The sequence below is a fragment of the Pseudomonas sp. LY-1 genome, assembly GCF_053502595.1.
In genome coordinates this window covers 4,594,418-4,615,294 of the sequence record NZ_CP094353.1, presented here as the reverse complement: position 1 = coordinate 4,615,294, position 20,877 = coordinate 4,594,418, and the positions used below count along the sequence as shown (strand labels likewise).

The following is a 20,877-nucleotide window of genomic DNA, read 5'->3' as shown; positions in this document are numbered from 1 at the left end:
TATCCAGTAGTTCCAAATAGCCATACTTTCTCGCAACTAGACACCCCACTATGTCGTCAATGCCCATCGATGCCTGCCATACGCAGATACCGCACACCGACCGCGTGTGCGCGTGGCTGATGCAGCACGCCGGGCTGAAAACCGTCGACCTGGAGCGCGCCCGGCGCTTGTCCCTGGACGGCAGTGACCTGCTCGGCCTGCTCACGCGCCTGGGGCTGGTGTCCGAAGTCGAACTGGCGCGCGCCTGGGCCGAGTTGCTCGGCGCGCCGCTGTTGCTCGCCGATGCCGCGCCGCCGTTGCTCGACCCGTTGCCCGCGCTCACCGAGCGCTTCATGCACCATTACCAAGTGGTGCCCATGGGCTGGGCCCACGGCGGGCTGCGCGTGCTCGCGGCCAACCCGACGCAGCATTATCCCTTCCAGGCCCTGGCCTACGCCTGTGATGTGCCGGTGTGGCTGGCCATTGGCCCGCGCACTGAAGTCGAGACGCTGATCGAGCGCTATTACGGCCAGGGCCGTTCCGCCATGGGTACCCTGATCGAGAACCTCGATGAGCAGGGCGGCGCGCTGGAAGATATCGAACACCTCAAGGACATGGCTTCCGAAGCGCCGGTGATCCGCCTGGTCAACCTGATCCTGCAGCGGGCGGTGGAGCAGCGTGCGTCGGACATCCATATCGAACCCTTCGAAAACCAACTCAAGGTGCGCTACCGCATCGACGGCGTATTGCACGACGCCGAAGCGCCGCCGGCCAGTTCGTCGGCGGCGGTGATCTCACGGGTGAAGATCATGGCGCGCCTGGACATCGCCGAGCGGCGCTTGCCCCAGGACGGGCGGATCATGCTGCGCATCCAGGGCAAGGCGCTGGACTTGCGGGTGTCCACGGTGCCGACCAGCTTCGGCGAGTCGGTGGTCATGCGCCTGCTCGACCGGCAAACCGTGCAGTTCGACTTCCCCAGTCTGGGCTTCGACGGCGAGCGCCTGGCCGCCTTCCTCGACGTGCTCGAACGGCCCCACGGCATCCTGCTGGTCACCGGGCCCACCGGCTCCGGCAAGACCACTACGCTCTACACCGCGCTGGCGCGGCTCAACAGCGCCGAGCGCAAGATCATCACCGTCGAAGATCCGGTGGAATACCAGCTCGAAGGCATCAACCAGATCCAGGTCAAGCCGGCCATCGGCCTGGACTTCGCTGGCGCGCTGCGCTCCATCGTGCGCCAGGACCCGGACGTGATCATGATCGGCGAGATCCGCGACCTGGAAACCTGCCGCATCGCGATCCAGTCGTCGCTCACCGGCCATCTCGTACTCTCCACCCTGCACACCAACAGCGCCGCCGCGAGCATCACGCGCCTGCTGGACATGGGCGTGGAAAGTTACCTGATCGCCTCGACCGTCAGCGGCATCCTCGCGCAGCGCCTGGTGCGGCGCCTGGACCCGGCGACCCGCGTGGCCTTCGAAGCGCCGCCGGAGTTGATCGAGGAACATGGCCTGCAACGTTTCACCGATGAGCGCCCGATCCTGCTCTACCGCCCCGGCGCCGAAGGCGGCTACCACGGCCGCAGCGCGATCACCGAATTGCTGGTGATGAATGACGAACTGCGCGGCCTACTGATGCGCCACGCCGATGCCGCGACGCTGGAGCAGGCCGCCCGACGTGCGGGCCTGCGCACCTTGCATGAAGAAGGCCTGCGCCAGGCAGTGGCGGGCGTCACCTCGCTGGAAGAAGTGCTGCGCGTCACCCGTGGTGAGGGCGCGTGAGTCTGTTCACCTTCCGTGCCCTCGACAGCCAGGGCGTGACCCAGCGCGGCACGCTGCAAGCCAAGGATCAGAGCGCCGCCATCGCGATCCTGCACAAGCGCGGCTGGCTGCTGTTGCAGATCGACGCCGCCGGCCGCCAGGGCCTGCGCCATGCCTTGCGGCGGGGGCCGTTGACGGGCGCGACGTTGGTGAGTTTCACCCAGCAGTTGGCGACGTTGCTCGGCGCCGGTCAGCCGCTGGAACGTTCCCTGGGCTTGCTGCTCAAGCAGCCCGGCCAGCCTCAAGTGCGTGTACTGATCGAGCGTATCCGTGACCACGTCAAGGCGGGTAAACCGTTATCCGCCGCGCTGGAAGAAGAGGGCAGCACCTTTTCCCCGCTGTACCTGAGCATGGTGCGTGCCGGTGAAGCCGGCGGCGCGCTGGAAAGCACCCTACGCCAACTCAGCGACTACCTCGAACGCAGCCAGCGGCTGCGCGGCGAGGTGATCAATGCGCTGATCTATCCGGCGTTCCTGGTGGTCGGCGTGCTCGGCTCCCTGGCGTTGTTGCTGGCGTATGTGGTGCCGCAGTTCGTGCCGATCTTCTAGGACCTGGACGTGCCGATTCCGCTGATCACCGAAGTGATTCTGGCCCTCGGCCAATTCCTCGGCGCCTACGGCCTGCTGCTGTTGGCCGGGTCGAGCGTCGCGCTGGGCACCCTGGCGGCACGCCTGCGCGACCCCCGGCGCCGCGAACGCTACGACCGCCGCCTGCTCGGCCTGCGCGTGCTCGGCCCGCTGTTGCAGCGGGTCGAAGCGGCGCGCCTGACACGCACCCTGGGCACCTTGCTGAGCAACGGCGTGGCCTTGCTGCCTGCGTTGGTCATCGCCCGACAGGTCTGCACCAACCGCGCGTTGCAGGCCCAAGTGGCCGAGGCCGCCGAGTCGGTGAAAGGCGGCGGCACCCTGGCCAGTGCGTTCGGTGCGCAACCGCTGCTGCCCGACCTGGCCCTGCAAATGATTGACGTCGGCGAACAGGCCGGTGAGCTGGACAGCATGCTGCTCAAAGTCGCCGACATCTTCGACATCGAAGCCAGGCGCGGCATCGAGCGCCTGCTCGCCGCGCTGGTGCCGTCCCTCACCGTGGTCATGGCGCTGCTGGTGGCCGTGATCATGCTGGCGATCATGCTGCCGCTGATGAGCCTGACCAGCCATATATGAACCTTCAAGGAACCCGATCGATGAGAACTCAACGCCGTCAAAGCGGTTTCACCCTGCTGGAAATGCTCGCGGTAATCGTGCTGCTGGGCATTGTCGCGACCATCGTGGTGCGCCAGGTCGGTGGCAATGTGGACAAGGGCAAGTACGGCGCGGGCAAGGCGCAACTGGCCAGCCTGAGCATGAAAATCGACAGCTACGCCCTGGATGTCGGCTCACCGCCCAACAGCCTGCAGCAATTGGTGGACAAGCCCGGCAACGCCAGCAGTTGGGCCGGGCCGTATGCCAAGCTGTCGGAGCTGAAAGACCCGTTCGGCCATGCATTCGGCTATCGCTTCCCGGGCGAACACGGCGCCTTCGACCTGATCTTCTACGGCCAGGACGGCCAACCGGGCGGCGACGGCTACAGCGCCGACCTGGGCAACTGGGAATAACCCGCCGATGCCCCAACGCGGCTTTACCTTGCTGGAGATGCTGGTGGTCATCCTGTTGATCAGCCTCGCTGTCGGCTTGTTGGGGCTCGGTTTGCGCCAGGCCGTGCAGGCGGCGAACGAGCGCCGCGTGGTCGGGCAGATGGTCGACGCCCTGCGCGCCACGCGGGCCGCGGCGATTGTCGACGCGCGTGTGGCCAGGACCGAATTCGATCTGCAGCGCCTGACCTTCCAGGCCCCGGGCCGCGCCCCGCACGCCTGGCCGCCGCAGCTGCAGGTCACCGTGCATACCGCCGAACAGGTCGGCGCCGCCGTGGAGTTCTATCCCGACGGCAGTTCCACCGGCGGCCATCTGCTGCTGGCCAACGGCAGCCGGCGTTGGCGCATCGACATTGGCTGGCTGACCGGCAGCGTGCAGTCCAAGGCGCTGCCATGAAGCGCCAGGCCGGTTTCACGTTACTGGAAATGCTCGCCGCCCTAACGTTGATGGCGGTGTGCAGCACGGTGCTGCTGGTCGCCTTCGGCCAGAGCGCGCGCTCGTTGGCGCAAGCGGCTCACAGCGACCGCCTGAGCCATGCCGCCCTGAGTGTGCTGGACCAGGAAGCGGCGGGGCGCCTGGTCGAAGGTGTCAGCCAGGGCGCGCTGGACGGCATCCACTGGCAACTGACCTGCGTGCGTCAGCAAGCCCATCTGTATCGTCTCGACCTGATCGTCAGCGAGGGGCCGCGCCAGGCCCGGTTCAGCACCCTGAAGGTGCGCCAGTGAGGCGCCGCGAGCGGGGCTTTACCCTGCTGGAAATCCTCGTGGTGCTGAGCCTGCTCGCGGTGCTGCTGGTGCTGCTCAGCGGTGCGTTGCTCGGCGCCAATCGCGCGGTGGCCAAGGCCCAACAGTACACCGTGAGCCTGGGCGAAATGCGCGCCGCCCAGCAGTTCCTGCGCACCGCGATCAGTGAGGCGTTGCCGCTGGATGCCAGCGAAGACGACCGCCAGAGCGCTGGGTTTTTCTTAGGGGAGCCCGAGCGTCTGCAGTTTGTCGCGACCTTGCCCGGTGTGCTCGGCGGCGGGATTCAGCGCTTCACCCTGCAACGGCTCGCCGAGGATTTGCAGGTGGGGTTCTCGCGGTTGGAACGGCAGGCCGATGCTTCCCGCGATGCGCCGCAAGTGCTGCTGACGAACCTTGCGGCGCTGCGGTTCAGTTATCGCGGCGTATCGCCCCTGGGCCAACCTACCGGATGGATCGACCAGTGGCCGTGGCCCCGACGCTTGCCCGCTGCGGTGCGGATCGCCGCGCATGTCGACGGGCCGGTGCCGTGGGTCACTCAGGTGATTGCCTTGCGCTTGAACCTGGCCAGCGGAGCGTCGGGCGAATGAGGCGGCAACGCGGGGCGGCGCTGCTGCTAGTGCTGTGGGTGCTGGCCTTGCTCAGCGTGTTGCTGGGCGGCTTGGCCGGTTGGGTGCAGCTGGAAAGTCGCCAGGCGCTGTGGCATCGCCAGCACACCCAGACGGTGCTCGCAGCGCAAGCCGGCGTCGCCCTGGCGATGGCCGATCGGCACTGGATCGCCGACGGCCGTGAAAGGCTCCTGACCTTCGATGACGCGCAGTTGCACGTCAGCCTGCGCAGCGAGCGCGGCAAGCTGTACCTGGTCAACGCCGAGGCGCACGACCTCACGCGCCTGGCCCTGGCCTGCGGCGCCAGCCCGGCGCAGGCCACGCAGGTGGCCAAGGCCTTGGACGCACGGCGCAAGCAGGGGCTGGCACCGTTTCGCGTGCTCGAAGAAGTGCGCCAATTGCCCGGCATGAGCCAGGCGCTGTACCGCCAATTGCTGCCCGAGCTCACCTTGTGGAGCGACCTGGATCGGCCCGCTCCGGCGTTCGCCAGCGCGCTGATGCGCCAGGCCCTCAACCTGCCGCAGCAGAGCGCACAGGGCGCCGACCCCGGCGAGGTGCTGGTGGTCGACAGCCGCGCACAACGCCCCGGTGGCTATGAAGCACGCCTGCAAGTCACGGTTTTATTGAGCCCAACGGAGGACGGCGCACAACCCTACCGGGTGTTGCGTTGGCAAGAATGAATCGACTGGAACCCATCGCCCGTTATTGGCGTGGCAGCCTGCTGCAACAAGGTTGGCGCCTGTGGCTCACGGAGCTGCGCGCGTGTGTGCCGGCGTGGCTGGCGTTGCACGAGCCGCCCGAGCAGCGCTGGCACTGGCCGTTGAGCGAGCCGGTCGCGTCGGCGCCGGGCAACGCGCGGCATGTGTTGGTGCTCGCGGCCGACGCCGTGCTGCTGCAAACCATCCACTTGCCCGTAGCCGCTGCGCGCAACCTCAGCGCCGTGGTCGGCTATGAACTGGATCGCTACACGCCGTTCGAGGCCGATCGGCTGTACTTCGTCGCACGCCAGGAACGGCGCACGCCGACCCAACTGCAGGTGACGCTGGTGGCGATCCTGCGCGAGCGCCTCGATCAGATCCTCAGCGACTGCGCCGCCCTCGGCCTGCAGCCGCATCGCGTGGATGTCGGCGACCTGGGCATCGACTTGCTGCCCGCGCCTTTGCGCCCGCGTCCGCGTCCGCCGGGCAAGGGGTTGCAACGCAGCTTGCCGTGGCTGTGCGGCGCGTTGTTGATCGCGGCGATGCTGCTGTGGCTCAACGACCGCCAGCGCGTGCTCGACACCATGTACGACAGCGTCCAGCAGCAAAAGGCCCAGGTCGCCGAGGTGCATGCGCTGCGTCAGCAACTGCTCGCCACCCGTGGCGCGGTGCAGTACCTGACCCGGCGCAAGGTGGCCCAGCCGCCGCTGGTGGCGCTGCTCGACGACCTCACCCGATGCCTGCCCGCCGACACCTGGCTCGACCAGTTGGACATCAAGGGCAGCGAGATTGCCTTCTCTGGCCAAAGCGCCAAGGCCAGCGCCCTGATCACCCGGATCAAAGGCTGTCACCGCCTGGACAATGCGCAGTTCGAAGGCGTGATTCAACCCGATGCGCGCAGCGGCAAGGATCAGTTTGCCTTGCGTGCCCACCTTCGCCCGGAGGCCGCCGATGCGCCGACCCCTCACACCCCGTGAACGCCGTGGCACGGCGTTGCTGATCCTGGCCGTGGTGCTCGGCGCGGCGTACTGGCTGTTGATCGACAGCTGGTTCGCCGGGCCCTTGCGTGCCATGGGCGAACAGGCCGAACAACTGCGCGAACAGCAGCAACGCTATGCCGGCGTGTTGCGCCAGGGCGATGCGCTGCGCGAGCAACTGGAGCAGGCTCGCCAGGACCCGGCCAGCCAAACCAGCCTGCTGCCGGGGGATGACCCGGATGGGGTCGCCGCCGACCTGATGCAACGCCTCGCCGATCTGATCAGCCGCTACGCCAACCTCGGCGGCGGCTGCAGCCTGACCCAGCGCAAACCCATCACCCCGGAGCAGGACGACGGCGAGCCGTATCGACAGGTGCAGGTCAGCCTGACCCTCGATTGCGCCATCGAACCGCTGACCGCGATCCTGCATGAGCTGGAATACCAGCCGCCGTTTCTGTTCGTCGATGAGCTGCGCATCCGCCGTGGCAAACAGGCGCCGGCCAGCGGCGGGGCGGGGCAGTTGGTGGTGCAGGTGCTGGTGCGCGGTTACCTGCAACCGCAGGTGGCCCGATGATCGGTGTCTTGCGCCCCTTGGAATGGGGCTTGCTCGGCCTGGTCGGGGCGTTGGGCCTGTTGATGGCGTTCATCCTGAGCAGCATCGGTGACGAGCCGCAGTGGCTGCCCGAACCGGCGGTGCGCGGGCATTCCTCTGCGCGGGTGCAAGTCGCCCCCAGCGTGACGTTGGACAGCCTCGCCGGCACCTGGCAAACCCCGTTGTTCAGCGCGGATCGCAGCCCCGATCGCGCCGTCGGCAACACCCAGGCCAGCAGCCTGGCCAACCTGACCCTGAGCGGCATCCTGATCACCGGCAATCTGCAAATGGCGATGCTCAAGCAGGCCGACGGCCGCCCGCTGACGGTACGCCTGGGCCAGGTGCTGCCCAACGGCTGGCGCCTGGACCACCTCACGCCGCAATCCGCCCGTTTCACCCTGGACGGCCGCACGCAAACCTTGAACCTGTACGCCAAGCGTTTGCCGCCGCCGTCGACCCGGCCACCGATTTCCCTGCCTCGCGAGCCCTTCCCTTGATCGATCTGCGCACCTCGTTGTTTTGCCTGACTACCGCCGTCTCCCTGGGCGGCTGTGGCTCACTGCCCGACCGCCTCGACGCGGACGACGCGTTACTCCACGAAGCCATGCAAGGCACCGGCGCGGAACGTCCGCCGAGTGAGGTGCCCGCGGCGCAAAGCCCGCAGCCCGCGGCGAAGGTAGCGCCCCAACGCCAGGTGAGGCGGGGCAGCCAGCAATTCGTGCGCCCACCCAGCGCCAGCCTGCCGGCGAAAGAGCAGGGCGGCGATATCGTGTTCAACTTCGCCGACCAGCCGATCGAAGCGGTGATCAACAGCGTGATGGGCGAGCTGTTGCACGAGAACTACAGCATCGCCCAAGGCGTGAAAGGCAATGTCAGCTTTTCCACCTCCAAGCCGGTGGACAAACAGCAGGCGCTGTCGATCCTGGAAACCCTGTTGTCCTGGACCGACAACGCCATGATCAAACAGGGCAACCGCTACGTGATCCTGCCGGCCAACCAGGCGGTGGCGGGCAAGCTGGTGCCGCAGATGAACCTGGCGCCACCGTCCAGCGGCCTGTCGGCGCGGCTGTTTCCGTTGCGCTATATCTCCGCCACCGAGATGCAGAAACTGCTCAAGCCGTTCGCCCGCGAAAACGCTTTTCTGCTGGTGGACCCGGCGCGCAATGTGCTGAGTCTGGCCGGCACCCCGGAAGAACTGGCCAACTACCAGGCCACCATCGACACCTTCGATGTGGACTGGCTCAAGGGCATGTCGGTGGGCGTATTCGGCTTGCAACGCGCGTCGGTGGCCGAGCTGATGCCCGAGCTGCAAGCCATGTTCGGCCCGGACAGCGGCATGCCCCTGGCGGGCATGCTGCGCTTTCTGCCGATCGAGCGGACCAACTCGGTGGTGGCGATTTCTTCCCAGCCGCAGTACCTCAGCGAGGTGGGCGACTGGATTCGCACCATCGACGAAGGCGGCGGCAACGAACCGCAGATGTACGTGTACGACGTGCGCAACATGAAGGCTTCGGACCTGGCCAAGTACCTGCGGCAGATCTACGGCAACGGCGCGATCAAGGACGATACGCCGGCCAAGGTCGCGCCGGGGTTGCGCACCACCACGTTGTCATCGCTCAACAACAATGCCGGTGGCCTGCAGAACCCGCCGCCGCCTGCCGACGAACCCGAGCCCGTCGCCGAAACGCCCGAACCGGCACCGGATAAAAGCCTCGAAGCCGGCACCCGCATCACCGCGCAAAAAAGCAGTAACCAACTGCTGGTGCGTACCCGCCCGGCGCAATGGAAAGAGATCGAAACCGCGATCAAACGCCTCGACAATCCGCCGCTGCAAGTGCAGATCGAGACGCGCATCCTCGAAGTCAAACTCACCGGTGAACTGGACCTTGGCGTGCAGTGGTACCTCGGTCGCCTGGCCGGCAATTCCACCAGCACCACAGTCGCCAACGCCTCCGGCAGTCAGGGCGCGTTGGGCGGTGGCGGGGCAGGGTTGGGGGCGTCGGATTCGTTGTTCTATTCCTTCGTCAGTTCCAACCTGCAAGTGGCCTTGCATGCCCTGGAAACCAACGGCCGCACCCAGGTGCTGTCGGCGCCGTCGCTGGTGGTGATGAACAACCAGCCGGCGCAGATCCAGGTGGGCGACAACATTCCTATCAGCCAGACCACGGTGAACACCGGCGATGCCGACACCACCCTGAGCAGCGTCGAATACGTGCAGACCGGGGTGATTCTGGACGTGGTGCCGCGCATCAATCCGGGCGGCCTGGTGTACATGGATATCCAGCAGCAGGTCAGCGATGCCGAGAACCAGACCGGCAGCAGCGACACGCCGGTGAATCCGCGTATCTCCACGCGTTCAGTCTCGACGCAAGTCGCCGTGCAGAGCGGGCAGACCGTATTGCTCGGCGGGTTGATCAAACAGGACAACAGCGAGAGCGTCAGTGCCGTGCCGTACCTGGGGAAAATCCCCGGCCTGCGCTGGTTGTTCGGCAACACCAGCAAATCCAAGGACCGCACTGAGCTGATTGTGCTGATTACGCCGAAGGTGATCACCAGCAGCAGCCAGGCGCGGCAGGTGACGGATGACTATCGCCAGCAAATGCAGCTGCTGCGGCCAGCGAACTGAAGGCGCGCGGTCAAAATGCCGCTTCATGGCTCTTGTAAATCCAGTACGACTTCAAGCGTGTCATCGAGTAAAAAGCGGTTCGGCCTGAGGGGAAATGCGGACACTGCTGACCCTTCCATTACTCTCGAAGCTCACTGTGAAGAAGCGAGCCTGGGGGCACGAATCCATATTCAGGCTTTACGAGCCGCAGCCGGGCGTCTAAGCAATCCTCGGTTCGCCGGCGCCAAAGTGGGTATCTGATCATTGCGGTATCCACGGCGCGGCCAGGTGTAGCTTGATGAGATAGCGTTCTTCAGTGGGATGTCGAACGTCCTTGAAGCGATTGACCACCATCATCACCTGGTATTTGTCCGCCGCTTGCCAATAGGACGTACCGCCCAGGTTCACGTTCCGCAAGCGGGCACGCCATTGAGGGGTGTCGGCGAAGGGTGGGTCGTCTTTTATATGGATGGGGGTCCAGCCACCTTTGCGCCACTGTTCCTGTAAGTCCAGCACGATTTCAAGCGTGTCATCGAGCAATAGCGGTTCGATTTGAGGGGACATGCGGATGCCATCGATTTGCTCATCATCGAAGCCTATCGTGAAGAAACGGGCCAAAGGAGTTATGAATCCATATTGAGGGTCTACGAGCCGCAGTCGGGCATCGGATTTGGGCGCCCTGAACCAGTGATGCCCCGGAATGGCTGGGCCAATCTTTGCGCTGGAGCGCTGGCGCATATCTTCCCAGGGTTCGCCAGGCGTCAATGCAATCTCCGGTTCATCGGTGCCGAGACGTATCGCTAACCCTAAGAAAAGTACGACAGCGATCAGTCCTAGCCCAACACGTCGCCAACCGATCTGCGTGATCCGGCTCATCGGACACCCCGGTCTTCAGCGATGTCTTCTAGCGCCTGTTCGATTCGCTGCCGCTCATTGCTACGCAGCAGCGCATCAAATTTCGCCGCGGCCTTGAGCACGAAGGCCATGCGTTGATCGATATCGGCCAGGTTAGCGATAGGGCTGTTGCTGAATTCAATGGTTCGATCATCTTCGACGGGGCGGCATTGATTTGCCAGCGTCAGCTCAATGGCTTGCGCGGCCCCGGACGGTATGCCTGTGACATAGGAAAGATGGTTACTACGCAGCAGGGCTACCAGCTTTTGGTCGGTATACATCGCTGGCTGAAGGATGTTTCTTTGTTCGTGGTCAGCGAGATACTCAACACTTTTGGCGATATTGCCAGCTTCAATTGCCTCGAAAGCCTTCAGGATTTCACTGTGATTCGTACCAAACTCTAGTGTCTCGTTTCCGATGGGCCATAGCACGGGTGGCTGAGCCTTTTCATAAATGTTCTTGCGCGACCGAAGACAGGTCTCAAGCAACCCCAACCCCCGCTCCTTATAAAACGCATGCAACGGAAACACATCCAAAAACAGCGTGGTATTGCCCATCGCCATCATCTCGTACACATGTTGATAAAGCTGCTGCACGCTCGATAGCGGTTCACCCTCGCGCCGCCAATCAACATCAGGCACCGGGTTATTACGGCTGGCCTGTTCATACTCCCGCAGGCGCCGCTCGTACTCCCGCAGCTTTGCCTGCCGTTCACGCTCCTCGGCGCTGAACAACCCCCAAACCCCTTTCCGGGCACTTCTTCGCAATTGCTCCGCCGCTTCAAATTCCGCCTGAATTTTCTCGATGGATTCTGCCGCGTGCAGCAAACCGCACCCCACTTGCTTGGAGGCAAACGCCGCAAGGCCAGCCCACTGAAAACGGTTATCGAGGCGCCAGAGCTGGGCGTAAGCCGAGTTGATGAGCCGGTTGCGCAACCTGGGGTCGGCGATCAGCTTGCCGCCGGGGGCGATCACGTCTTCTGCCTGCTTCTGGTAGAAGCGCCAATTGCGCTCGCAGGCTGACTCGAGTATTTCGCTGAAAGCGGAAGGTGTTGAGCTCGGGGCGGGGTTTTTCGCGGGCGCTGGTGCTTCCGATGCAGTCGCGCTTCGGCGGTGTACCGCGGAGTCTTCGGCGGTAAGGGTCTGAAACCGCTCGAACTGGTCGGCCAGCAGGCGCGGGGGCGGGTCGCATTTACAGCGGCAGAGATCGTCCGAGAGCGCCACCCGTCGCCCTCGTGCCCACTGCTCCAGGCGCGGGCCAACACAGACTATGACTCCGGTGGTTTTGCATACCGGGCAAAGCACCTCATGACCTTCAAGGGCGATGTCCACTTGGGTGATGCGAAAGCCCGTCAAACCGCCGACGACGGTCCCGCCAGCGGTGGTCTTGGCTCCTCGGGTAATGAAATAGCGCCGCATGCCAGCGGTGTCCTTTTTGTTAGCAGGGACCAGCACGCTAGGCTCGGCGAGAAAAGCCCGGTAGTCGGACGCTTCGCGGGTTTTTGTAGGTTGGTTCTGTAATTACCCTTCGGGATGTTTTTGCATTCTGTGGGCAACGCATCGAAACCTGCCCTCCCTGCGCTCGCTGAGCATCAACGCAATTTATGGTTCTATGCTGAAAAAACTTAGCCTCCCCAGTAGTAGCGCAACAATGATCAGTTCACATCCGATACCCCGACAGCCTGAATGTAGATTCATGGGCGCACCCAAGGCTCGCCCAGGTTCAGCGTGATCAGATAACGCTCCTCATTGGGGTGCCGGTCATCCTTGAATCGATGGGCCACCAGCATCACTTGGTATTTATTTCCAGCCTGCCAGTACGAGGTCCCTCCCTGGTACGGGTCCTGCAATTGGGCGCGCCATTCTGGTGTGTCAGCAAAGGGGGGATCATATTTGGCTCGGATGGAGACCCAGCCGCCTTTGCGCCATTGCTCTTGTAGATCCAATACAACCTTGAGGGCATCATCGAGTAGCAGTGGTTCGATTTGAGGGGACATACGAATGCCGCTAACCCGCTGATCGCTGTCGAAGTCCACGGTGAAGAAGCGGGACACCGGGGTCGTGAACGCATATTCAGGGTCGATGAATTGAAGGCGAGCATCGGCTTTGGGAAGCCTGAACCAATGATGCCCAGGAATTGCGGGGTCAATGGCGGCGCTGGAGCGCTTGCGCATGTCCTCCCAAGGTTCTCCAAGCATCAATGCGACTTCTGGCTCGTCGGCGAAAAAACGCATTGTTATTCCCGCCAGTAACGCGGCAGCGAACAGCACGGGTGCGATGCCTTGCCAGCTCACCTTCGTGAGCCTACTCATCGAACATCCCGGCCTTCGGCGATGGCTTCAATCGCCTGTTCTATGCGATTTCGCTCGGTGCTATGTAGCAGGTCGTCAAACTGCGCGGCGGCCTTGAGGACGAACGCCATACGCTGATTGATATCGGCCAAGTTGGCGAATGGATTGTTACTAAAGGCGATCGTGCGTCTTTCATCTGCAGGGTGGCATTGGCTGGCAAGCGTCAGTTCGATGGCTTGCGCGGCCCCGGACGGTATATCTGTGACGTAGGAAAGATGGTTGGCACGCAACAGAGTTATCAATTTCAGATCGTTGTACATTGTCGGTTGAAGAATGTTTTTCTGTTCGTGACGAGCCAGATGCTCAACACCCTCCGCAATGTTGCCAGCGTCAATAGCCCTGAAAGAACGTAGGATTTCCCTATGGTTGGTGCCGAACTCAAGCCTCTCGTGCCCCACCGGCCACAGCACCGGAGGCTGACCATTTCCATGAATCTTTCTGCGTAGCGGTAAACATCTCTCCAACAACCCCAACCCCCGCTCCTTATAAAACGCATGCAACGGAAACACATCCAAAAACAGCGTGGTATTGCCCATCGCCATCATCTCGTACACATGTTGATAAAGCAGCTGCACGCTCGATAGCGGTTCACCCTCGCGCCGCCAATCAACATCAGGCACCGGGTTATTACGGCTGGCCTGTTCATACTCCCGCAGGCGCCGCTCGTACTCCCGCAGCTTTGCCTGCCGTTCACGCTCCTCGGCGCTGAACAACCCCCAAACCCCTTTCCGGGCACTTCTTCGCAATTGCTCCGCCGCTTCAAATTCCGCCTGAATTTTCTCGATGGATTCTGCCGCGTGCAGCAAACCGCACCCCACTTGCTTGGAGGCAAACGCCGCAAGGCCAGCCCACTGAAAACGGTTATCGAGGCGCCAGAGCTGGGCGTAAGCCGAGTTGATGAGCCGGTTGCGCAACCTGGGGTCGGCGATCAGCTTGCCGCCGGGGGCGATCACGTCTTCTGCCTGCTTCTGGTAGAAGCGCCAATTGCGCTCGCAGGCTGACTCGAGTATTTCGCTGAAAGCGGAAGGCGTTGAGCTCGGGGTGGGTTTTTTCGCGGGTGTTGGCGCTGGCGCTTCCGATGCAGTCGCGCTTCGGCGGTGTACCGCGGAGTCTTCGGCGGTAAGGGTCTGAAACCGCTCGAACTGGTCGGCCAGCAGGCGCGGGGGTGGGTCGCATTTACAGCGGCAGAGATCGTCCGAGAGCGCCACCCGTCGCCCTCGTGCCCACTGCTCCAGGCGCGGGCCAACACAAACTATGACCCCGGTGGTTTTGCACACCGGGCAAAGCACCTCATGACCTTCAAGGGCGATGTCCACTTGGGTGATGCGAAAGCCCGTCAAACCGCCGACGACGGTCCCGCCAGCGGTGGTCTTGGCTCCTCGGGTAATGAAATAGCGGCGCATGCCAGCGGTGTCCTTTTTGTGGGCGGGACCAGCAGGCTAGGCATGGCAGGCGAGGGCGAGAAGCCAGATGCTTCCGAGCCGGATGTAGGTTGCTTCGGTTATCGGGTTGGTGAGGCCGAAAGTCGGGGGTGTCAGCAACCGCGCGGGTTACCACCATTTCCAGCGGCCTTGTTTTTTCAGGGTGGCGATGATGGCTTCGCGCTTGTGGCGGATTTCTAGCATCGTGTGGCGCAGTTCGCGGCAGCGCTTGCTGTTGAGGATCAGGAGGCCGATCAGGGGGCTGAGGAGGGCCATGGAGTAGAGATAAGCGTTGGGGCGGTAGGCGATTGCGGGAAGTGATACCAGCAGGCAGATGAGGTATATCGCCATGTTCAGCCAGACCCAGTGGATGCGTCCGTATAACACTTCGTATTTGGCAAGGGCAAATACTGCACCAAGCCCCGTAGCGCCGAAAAATGATGTCTTGGTAGCAAAACCAATGGGGGACGTCGAGAGATAGGTGAGCATTGTCAGGATCGCCGTCAATCCTATTGAGGTGCATGCGACAAGAATGTCTGCTCCGATTACTGGCATGTACCGCTTGATGAATTCCCAATGGTTTTCAATAAAGATGCCTGCTGATGATGGCCTGCGCGACCGGCAAGCATTATCCCGAAGCAAGACTGGTAGTGCGCAAGGCGGGCGGTTCCAGCCCAGTGGAGTATCTGGTGATCACCCTCAAGGAAGTCATGGTGGTGTCCTACGGCACCGCTGCTGAAAGTAAGGATGAGGTGCTCTACGACAGCATCGCCTTGAACTTCGCCAGCGTCGACGTCAGCTACCAGCCGCAGAAGGCCGACGGCGCCAAGGACGGTGGGCCAGTGAAGTTCGGCTGGAATATCCGGCAGAATGTTAAGGTCTGAGCCTTCGCCGTCACTTCTGCAACAGCAATACCCGCTGCTTCAGCTCACACAAGGCACGACCGCCTTGCACTGGGCCTCACAGATATTATGTCCGGCCCGGACGAAATCCCCCACCCCGCGAATCAAGGCCGCCATACCGGCGACAGCTGTTCATCAAGGGCCCAATGCGATTGGCCGGGCCTCAGGCAAACACCGCCGACCCAGCGTTCATGGCTGGCGTGGTCCAGCCAATAAGCATCGCCGCCCAGCACGGTGTGCCCCAGCGCTGTCAGCGCCAGCATCCGCCGAGGCCATTCAAGATGGGCCTCGGTTTCCGTCAACAAAGGATGCTCGCCGTCGATCAACGGCCGCAGCAGTGCATGGAACATCATGTCGCCGAGGAACGGCAGCGGTTCGCGCTTGGCCATCAACTCGGCATACACGCGCCCGAACGCTACCGGCCCCGCTTCGGCGATGTAGGCCAGGGACAGGCGCTCGGTCAGTGACAAGCCATCCTGACTGCCGGGCAACTCCTGCAACTGGCGCAGTAAAGCGCGTGCAAGAAAGGGCAGCGCCGTGTGCGTCCCGTGGGCCAGTTCCGCCCACTGCACGGGGGAACTGGCGCAATACGCCGACCACGCCTGTTTGGCCAACTGCACCGCCTCGTCGTCGATCAGGCGCCGCTGCGGCCATAACCACGCCAGTACGTCGGGGGCCAATTGGCCAATGCCGATAAACCGTTCTACCCCCGGGATGCGGTCCACTTCGATCAGTTCCAGCTTGCGCGGTGCCTGGTCAAGAGCGGCCAGGGCGCGGATCAGGAACAGTTGGTCATACGCATCCGCCTCGCACCACAGCACGCTGTGTTCGGCGCTGGCCAAGGTTTCCAGTTGGTTGTATTCGTCGGCGACACGGCGCGCCACATCCGCTTCGCCCAGGGCAAAGGCGTGACTGATGAACGCGCTGCGCATGGCGCGGAATGCCTCGCGGGGCAGGTCGCGAACCGGGCCCATGCACAGCGGGTCGGTGAGCATCTGGAAGTGCCCCTTGAACCCCGCCAGTTGCAGGCTGTGGGCAATGTCGTTGCCACAGCGCCAATGGCTGGTGCGGGCTTCATCGCTGGCGGCGAAATCGGGATGGCGGGCGGCGAAGTCGATGGCGTCGACATGGGCCTTGAGCTGCGGCCAACTGCTGAAACCCAGCTGCTTGGCGATCTGCCATTGCGCCTGGGACAAGGTGGCGTCGGGGTTTTCGCTTTTCAGGCGCGGCAACAGTTCCTTGGCGCGCTTGCGCTGCTGCTCAAGGTTGAGACGGCCATCAGTGGTCGAGGATACGCGGCGTTGCGACATACGAGCTCCTTGCACACACCTTTTCCGCTTTAAGGTTGGGAGTCGTAGAAATGATTGAGTGCTTCACTGTCTTGGGCGCAGCCCTTTCCGCGGAGGGTGGCGTAGAGAGCGCCAGGCGGCAAATATAGGCAGGGCAGGGGCTGATTGCAAGGCGCCCGCCACAGGACCGGTCGCCATCGCTTGAACTATTGCTATGAAAAGCCTGCGCGCCTGCTTCACCATTGCGCCTGACCGAAACATGAGGAGCCTCGCGTCCATGAGCGCACTGATCGAAACCCGCGCCCTGGCGCGCAGGGATGAGCGTCGCCAGGCGGTCTTGCTCCAGCCCACTGACTTCGCCCTGCACCGCGGCGACCGCGTGTCGATCACCGGCGCGTCCGGTTCCGGCAAGAGCGTGTTCCTGCGCGCACTGGCGTTGCTGGACGCGCCCACATCGGGGCAGGTCCTGTGGAATCACCGGCCGATCGCTAACGCAGACATTCCCGAGTACCGCAGCCGCATCTGCTACCTGTCCCAACGCCCGGCGCTGATCGACGGCACCGTGCTGGACAACCTGCGTTTCCCGTTCAGCCTCAAGAGCCTGCGTAAACGTCATTTCGAGCTGGCGACCGTCACCGCGCTGCTGCAGCATGCCGGCAAGTCGCCGGACTTCCTGGCAAAAAATGCCAGTGACCTGTCGGGCGGCGAGTCCCAGGTGGTGGCGTTGATCCGCAGCCTGCAGCTCAACCCTGAGGTGCTGTTGCTGGATGAACCCACCGCCGCCCTTGACCCCGCGTCCTCGCGTGATGTCGAAGCGCTGATCGATGCCTGGTTCGCCGATGACCCCACCCGCGCGTATGTCTGGGTGTCCCACGACCTGGAACAGGCCCAACGCATGAGTGACATCCACCTGCACATGAGCGCCGGTGTGCTGAGCGGAGCCACCCAAGCATGAACTACCAGAATCTGACCGCGTTGGACATGGCCATCGCCGCCGCGCTGATCCTGATCAACGGCGCACTGTCGCTGGCGTTGCGCCTTGGCCTGGAGCGCCAGTTGCTGTGGGCCGCCGTGCGTACCGTGGTGCAACTGCTGGCGATCGGTTATCTGTTGGGCTGGGTGTTCGCGTTCGCCTATTGGTACGTGGTGCTGCCGCTGATGTGCGCGATGACCCTGATTGCCGGCCTGTCGGCGGCGGGGCGCGGGCGGCGCACTTACCGTGGGCAAAGGATCGACAGCATCGTGTCGGTGTGGGCCAGTTCATGGCTGGTCACGGCAGTGGGCTTGTTTGCGGTGATTCGCATCCACCCGTGGTACGAGCCGCAGTACGCGATCCCGATCCTCGGCATGATCCTCGGCAACACCCTGACCGGCGTGTCCCTGGGCATCGAGCGCATGACCCAGGAACTGACCTCGGGCCGCAACACCATCGAGATGATCCTCGCCCTCGGCGGCTCACGCTGGGAAGCGGCGCAGGAAGCGATCCGCCAGGCGGTGCGCGCCGGGATGATCCCGACGCTGAACCAGATGGCCGTGGTCGGCATCGTCAGCCTGCCCGGCATGATGACCGGCCAGGTGCTGGCGGGCGAGAGCCCGGTGGATGCGGTGCGCTACCAGATCGTGATCATGTTTCTGATCGCCGCTTCGTCGGCGTTGGGCACGGTCGGCGCGGTGCTGCTCACCTACCGGCGCCTGTTTTCCAGGAGCCATCGGTTTTTGCGCGATCGGCTGCAAGAGCGCTGACGGCCAAGCGATGGACTGTCGGTGATTGTTTCACCGCGTGAAATGCTCGATTGTAAATCCTGGTGATTCCATCGATAGGCGCCACGGCGGAACATGCCTGGCGTCAAGACCCCCACTTCTTTGGAGCCTTTCATGTCCCAGCCTGCGATCAAACTCTATGGTTTCCCCCTGTCCGGCCATTCCCACCGGGTCGAGCTGATGCTGTCGCTGTTGAGCCTGCCCAGCGAATTCATCCTGGTCGACCTCAAGCAAGGCGCGCACAAAACCGCTGAATTCGTCGACACGATCAACCCGTTCGGCCAGGTGCCGGCGATCGATGACAACGGCACCGTACTCGCCGATTCCAACGCGATTCTGCTGTACCTGGCGAGCAAGTACGGCAACGGCCAATGGCTGCCGAGCGACCCGCTGGGACAGGCGCGTGTGCAGCGCTGGCTGTCGGCCGCCGCCGGTCAGCTCCACGCCGGGCCGGCGACCGCGCGGCTGGCGGTGGTGTTTGGCGCGGATGTCGATACCGTCGCCGCCATCAGTCGCTCCCACGCCTTGCTGCAATTGGTAGAGCAGCAGTTGGGCCAAAGCCGCTTCCTGGTCGGTGAGCAGCCGAGCATTGCCGACATCGCTTTCTACACCTACGTGGCTCACGCGCCGGAAGGCAATGTGTCGCTGGCCGACTACCCTCAAGTACGCGCTTGGCTGGCCAGTATCGAAGCCTTGCCGGGTTTTGTCGGCATGCCACGCACGGCGGTGGGCCTGCAATCACAGTAACCTTCAAGAGGGACACCGATGGACCGCTTTCATGAAATGCAGGTGTTCCTCGCGGTGGCCGAGGAGGAGAGCTTCGCCGCCGCCGCACGCCGCCTGAAAACCTCGCCGCCCAGCGTGACCCGGGCGATTGCCGCGATGGAACAGCGCATCGGCACCCAACTGCTGGCGCGCACCACTCGCAGCCTGCACCTGACCGAAGCCGGCCAGCGCTACCTGGAAGATTGTCGACGCATCCTCGCCGAGCTGAATGAAGCCGAGGAAGCGGCGGCGGGCAGTTATTCCATCCCCTGCGGCCAACTGACCGTGACCGCCCCGGTGCTGTTTGGCGAGCTGTATGTGGCGCCGTTGCTGGGGGCGTACCTCGATCGTTTTCCTCTGGTGAACATCAACGCTTTGCTGGTCGATCGCGTGGTGAACATGACCGACGAAGGTGTCGACGTGGCCGTGCGTATCGGCCATCTGCAGGAGCCGGGGCAACAGGCGATCCAGGTCGGTGAAGTGCGGCGGGTGGTGTGTGCGTCGCCCGGCTATCTCGACCGGCACGGGCGGCCGCAACATCCCACGCAGTTGCGTGAAGCCAAAATCGCTACGTCGTCGGCCAGCCAATTGATCAGCGCATGGCAATTCGTCGACGGCGAGCAGGCGCTGACGGTGCCCATCGAGCCGCGCCTGGTGGTCACGGCGAACAACGCCGCGATCAACCTGGCGCGCATCGGCTGGGGCATGACCCGGGTGCTGTCCTATCAGGTGGCGGCGGCGGTGGCGGCCGGTGAACTGGAGATTGTCCTCGACGCGTTCGAGCCCGCGCCGCTGCCGATCCAGGTGGTGTTCCAGAAGGGCGCCCGCGTACCGGCGAAGGTGCAGACCTTCGTCGACTTCCTCACCCAGCATTTCGCGCAGGACCGTGGCCTGAACCCGGCGCCGCAGCGGCCGAACTGATGGAGCGCTATCGCGATATGCAGCTGTTTGCCGCGCTGGCCGGGCAACCGAGCCTGGCGGCGGCGGCGCGCAGCGCCCGGGTGTCCGGCGCGACGCTGGTGCGCGCGTTGGCGCGTTTGGAAGCACGTCTGCAGGTGGCGTTGCTGCAACGCAGCACGCGGGGTGTCCGTCTCACCGAAGCCGGCCGTGCCTACCTCGCCGACTGTGTCCGCCTGCTGGCGGCCGTGGACGCCGCCGAAGCCTCGGCCAACGGCTCGCATGTGCAGGCCCAGGGCAATCTGCGGGTGTTCCTGCCGTTTCTGTTCAGCCGGTATGTGATGGCGCCGATCCTGGCCGGTTATATGGATCGCCATCCTGATGTGTTCCTGACAGCCCGCTACCATGACTATTACCCGAACCTGCACGAAGAGGGGCTGGACGTGGCGATCCTGGTCGGTGCGTTGCCCAACTCGTCGCTGATCGCGCGGCCAGTCGGCCAGGTGCGGCAGGTCCTCTGCGCCAGCCCCGATTACCTTGCGGCCCACGGCGAACCCGCGCACCCGCACGAGCTCAAGCAGCATCGCCTGATCGCCAGCGCCGATCAGGTCCACTGGGATTTCCCCCATACCCACCTCAAGGCGCGTACACGCCTGCGCTGCACCTCGGTGCAAGGTGCGATCAATGCGGCCGTGCATGGCGCGGGGATCATCCGGTGCCTGAGCTACCCGGTTCACGAGCACCTGGTCAGCGCGCAATTGCGCCGCGTCCTGCCCGCCTACGAGCTGGCGCCGTTGCCGGTCAACGTGGTCTACCGCGAAGGCCGCCAGGCGCCGATGCGCGTGCGCAGTTTTGTCGATCACAGCGTGGCGGCGTTGCGCGAGCATCCGGCATTTCAGTTGGCGTAATGCTCGATTGCCGAACGTGGGTATTCTCTCGCCGCGTGGCGGG

General features: G+C 63.8%; 21 protein-coding genes and 2 pseudogenes. 17 read left to right on the top strand and 6 right to left on the bottom strand.

Going from position 1 to position 20,877, the window contains the following annotated elements; translation table 11 throughout:
- Window positions 1–50: 50 nt before the first annotated feature.
- The 11 genes and pseudogenes from gspE to gspD all read left to right on the top strand — a co-directional run bounded on the left by gspE (window position 51) and on the right by gspD (window position 9,668).
- Window positions 51–1,760, top strand: a complete 1,710-nt coding sequence (gspE, locus tag MOQ67_RS21025) for a type II secretion system ATPase GspE (protein WP_198718540.1) — start codon at window positions 51–53, stop codon at window positions 1,758–1,760.
- Window positions 1,757–2,959: pseudogene (gspF, locus tag MOQ67_RS21020) on the top strand (type II secretion system inner membrane protein GspF). Before gspE ends, gspF begins: the two are co-directional and overlap by 4 nt.
- A gap of 20 nt (window positions 2,960–2,979) precedes the next feature.
- Window positions 2,980–3,390 carry a type II secretion system major pseudopilin GspG gene (gene gspG / locus MOQ67_RS21015; protein ID WP_156422917.1) on the top strand — a complete coding sequence of 137 codons (411 nt, stop codon included), beginning with the start codon at window positions 2,980–2,982 and terminating at the stop codon, window positions 3,388–3,390.
- A gap of 7 nt (window positions 3,391–3,397) precedes the next feature.
- A complete protein-coding gene (locus MOQ67_RS21010; RefSeq protein WP_448675549.1) occupies window positions 3,398–3,823 on the top strand; it encodes a pilus assembly FimT family protein in 426 nt (141 codons plus the stop codon).
- Entirely contained in the window at window positions 3,820–4,152 is a 333-nt protein-coding gene (locus MOQ67_RS21005; protein WP_079444301.1) for a type II secretion system protein, read from the top strand. Before MOQ67_RS21010 ends, MOQ67_RS21005 begins: the two co-directional genes overlap by 4 nt.
- Complete coding sequence (locus tag MOQ67_RS21000) at window positions 4,149–4,757, top strand: prepilin-type N-terminal cleavage/methylation domain-containing protein (RefSeq protein ID WP_198718539.1); 609 nt, start codon at window positions 4,149–4,151, stop codon at window positions 4,755–4,757. The genes MOQ67_RS21005 and MOQ67_RS21000 overlap by 4 nt, the downstream gene beginning before the upstream one ends.
- Window positions 4,754–5,455 carry a hypothetical protein gene (locus MOQ67_RS20995; RefSeq protein ID WP_046486560.1) on the top strand — a complete coding sequence of 234 codons (702 nt, stop codon included), beginning with the start codon at window positions 4,754–4,756 and terminating at the stop codon, window positions 5,453–5,455. Before MOQ67_RS21000 ends, MOQ67_RS20995 begins: the two co-directional genes overlap by 4 nt.
- Window positions 5,452–6,450: a type II secretion system protein GspL gene (locus MOQ67_RS20990; RefSeq protein WP_046382759.1), complete on the top strand. Its 999-nt coding sequence runs from the start codon at window positions 5,452–5,454 to the stop codon at window positions 6,448–6,450. The genes MOQ67_RS20995 and MOQ67_RS20990 overlap by 4 nt, the downstream gene beginning before the upstream one ends.
- On the top strand, window positions 6,425–7,024 hold the full coding sequence (gspM, locus tag MOQ67_RS20985; protein ID WP_198718538.1) for a type II secretion system protein GspM: 600 nt from the start codon (window positions 6,425–6,427) through the stop codon (window positions 7,022–7,024). The genes MOQ67_RS20990 and gspM overlap by 26 nt, the downstream gene beginning before the upstream one ends.
- Entirely contained in the window at window positions 7,021–7,539 is a 519-nt protein-coding gene (locus tag MOQ67_RS20980; protein WP_046382760.1) for a general secretion pathway protein GspN, read from the top strand. Before gspM ends, MOQ67_RS20980 begins: the two co-directional genes overlap by 4 nt.
- A 5-nt stretch (window positions 7,540–7,544) precedes the next feature.
- Window positions 7,545–9,668, top strand: coding sequence for a type II secretion system secretin GspD (gene gspD / locus MOQ67_RS20975; protein ID WP_198718541.1), 2,124 nt, complete (start codon window positions 7,545–7,547; stop codon window positions 9,666–9,668).
- A 240-nt stretch (window positions 9,669–9,908) separates the two neighbouring features.
- On the opposite strand, the gene MOQ67_RS20970 is transcribed toward gspD, so the two are convergent.
- The 5 genes from MOQ67_RS20970 to MOQ67_RS20950 form a co-directional block, all read right to left on the bottom strand.
- Window positions 9,909–10,523: a hypothetical protein gene (locus tag MOQ67_RS20970; protein WP_046486556.1), complete on the bottom strand. Its 615-nt coding sequence runs from the start codon at window positions 10,521–10,523 to the stop codon at window positions 9,909–9,911.
- Window positions 10,520–11,959, bottom strand: coding sequence for a PAAR domain-containing protein (locus tag MOQ67_RS20965; RefSeq protein ID WP_198731744.1), 1,440 nt, complete (start codon window positions 11,957–11,959; stop codon window positions 10,520–10,522). The genes MOQ67_RS20970 and MOQ67_RS20965 overlap by 4 nt, the downstream gene beginning before the upstream one ends.
- A 275-nt stretch (window positions 11,960–12,234) precedes the next feature.
- Complete coding sequence (locus MOQ67_RS20960; RefSeq protein WP_046487397.1) at window positions 12,235–12,852, bottom strand: hypothetical protein; 618 nt, start codon at window positions 12,850–12,852, stop codon at window positions 12,235–12,237.
- Entirely contained in the window at window positions 12,849–14,294 is a 1,446-nt protein-coding gene (locus MOQ67_RS20955; RefSeq protein WP_198731745.1) for a PAAR domain-containing protein, read from the bottom strand. The genes MOQ67_RS20960 and MOQ67_RS20955 overlap by 4 nt, the downstream gene beginning before the upstream one ends.
- A gap of 147 nt (window positions 14,295–14,441) precedes the next feature.
- Window positions 14,442–14,801: a hypothetical protein gene (locus tag MOQ67_RS20950; RefSeq protein WP_232925635.1), complete on the bottom strand. Its 360-nt coding sequence runs from the start codon at window positions 14,799–14,801 to the stop codon at window positions 14,442–14,444.
- A gap of 110 nt (window positions 14,802–14,911) precedes the next feature.
- Between MOQ67_RS20950 and MOQ67_RS20945 the strand changes: the two are divergent.
- Window positions 14,912–15,196, top strand: a pseudogene (locus tag MOQ67_RS20945) (Hcp family type VI secretion system effector); the annotation flags it as partial.
- A gap of 122 nt (window positions 15,197–15,318) precedes the next feature.
- On the opposite strand, the gene MOQ67_RS20940 reads toward MOQ67_RS20945, so the two are convergent.
- Window positions 15,319–16,524 (bottom strand): DUF1835 domain-containing protein, encoded by a 1,206-nt coding sequence (locus MOQ67_RS20940; protein ID WP_079444291.1) that lies wholly within the window; start codon window positions 16,522–16,524, stop codon window positions 15,319–15,321.
- A gap of 256 nt (window positions 16,525–16,780) precedes the next feature.
- Here MOQ67_RS20940 and MOQ67_RS20935 point away from each other — a divergent pair, with 256 nt between their 5' ends.
- From MOQ67_RS20935 to MOQ67_RS20915, 5 genes are all read left to right on the top strand, one after another.
- Window positions 16,781–17,458: an ABC transporter ATP-binding protein gene (locus tag MOQ67_RS20935; protein ID WP_104904527.1), complete on the top strand. Its 678-nt coding sequence runs from the start codon at window positions 16,781–16,783 to the stop codon at window positions 17,456–17,458.
- On the top strand, window positions 17,455–18,246 hold the full coding sequence (locus MOQ67_RS20930; protein ID WP_198718454.1) for an ABC transporter permease: 792 nt from the start codon (window positions 17,455–17,457) through the stop codon (window positions 18,244–18,246). Before MOQ67_RS20935 ends, MOQ67_RS20930 begins: the two co-directional genes overlap by 4 nt.
- A gap of 132 nt (window positions 18,247–18,378) precedes the next feature.
- Window positions 18,379–19,011: a glutathione S-transferase family protein gene (locus MOQ67_RS20925; RefSeq protein ID WP_046490607.1), complete on the top strand. Its 633-nt coding sequence runs from the start codon at window positions 18,379–18,381 to the stop codon at window positions 19,009–19,011.
- A gap of 18 nt (window positions 19,012–19,029) precedes the next feature.
- The gene (locus MOQ67_RS20920; protein WP_198718453.1) at window positions 19,030–19,950 is read left to right on the top strand and encodes a LysR family transcriptional regulator; all 921 of its coding nucleotides are present in this window, start codon (window positions 19,030–19,032) and stop codon (window positions 19,948–19,950) included.
- Window positions 19,950–20,834: a LysR substrate-binding domain-containing protein gene (locus tag MOQ67_RS20915; RefSeq protein WP_198718452.1), complete on the top strand. Its 885-nt coding sequence runs from the start codon at window positions 19,950–19,952 to the stop codon at window positions 20,832–20,834. The genes MOQ67_RS20920 and MOQ67_RS20915 overlap by 1 nt, the downstream gene beginning before the upstream one ends.
- The last annotated feature ends 43 nt before the right edge of the window (window positions 20,835–20,877 follow it).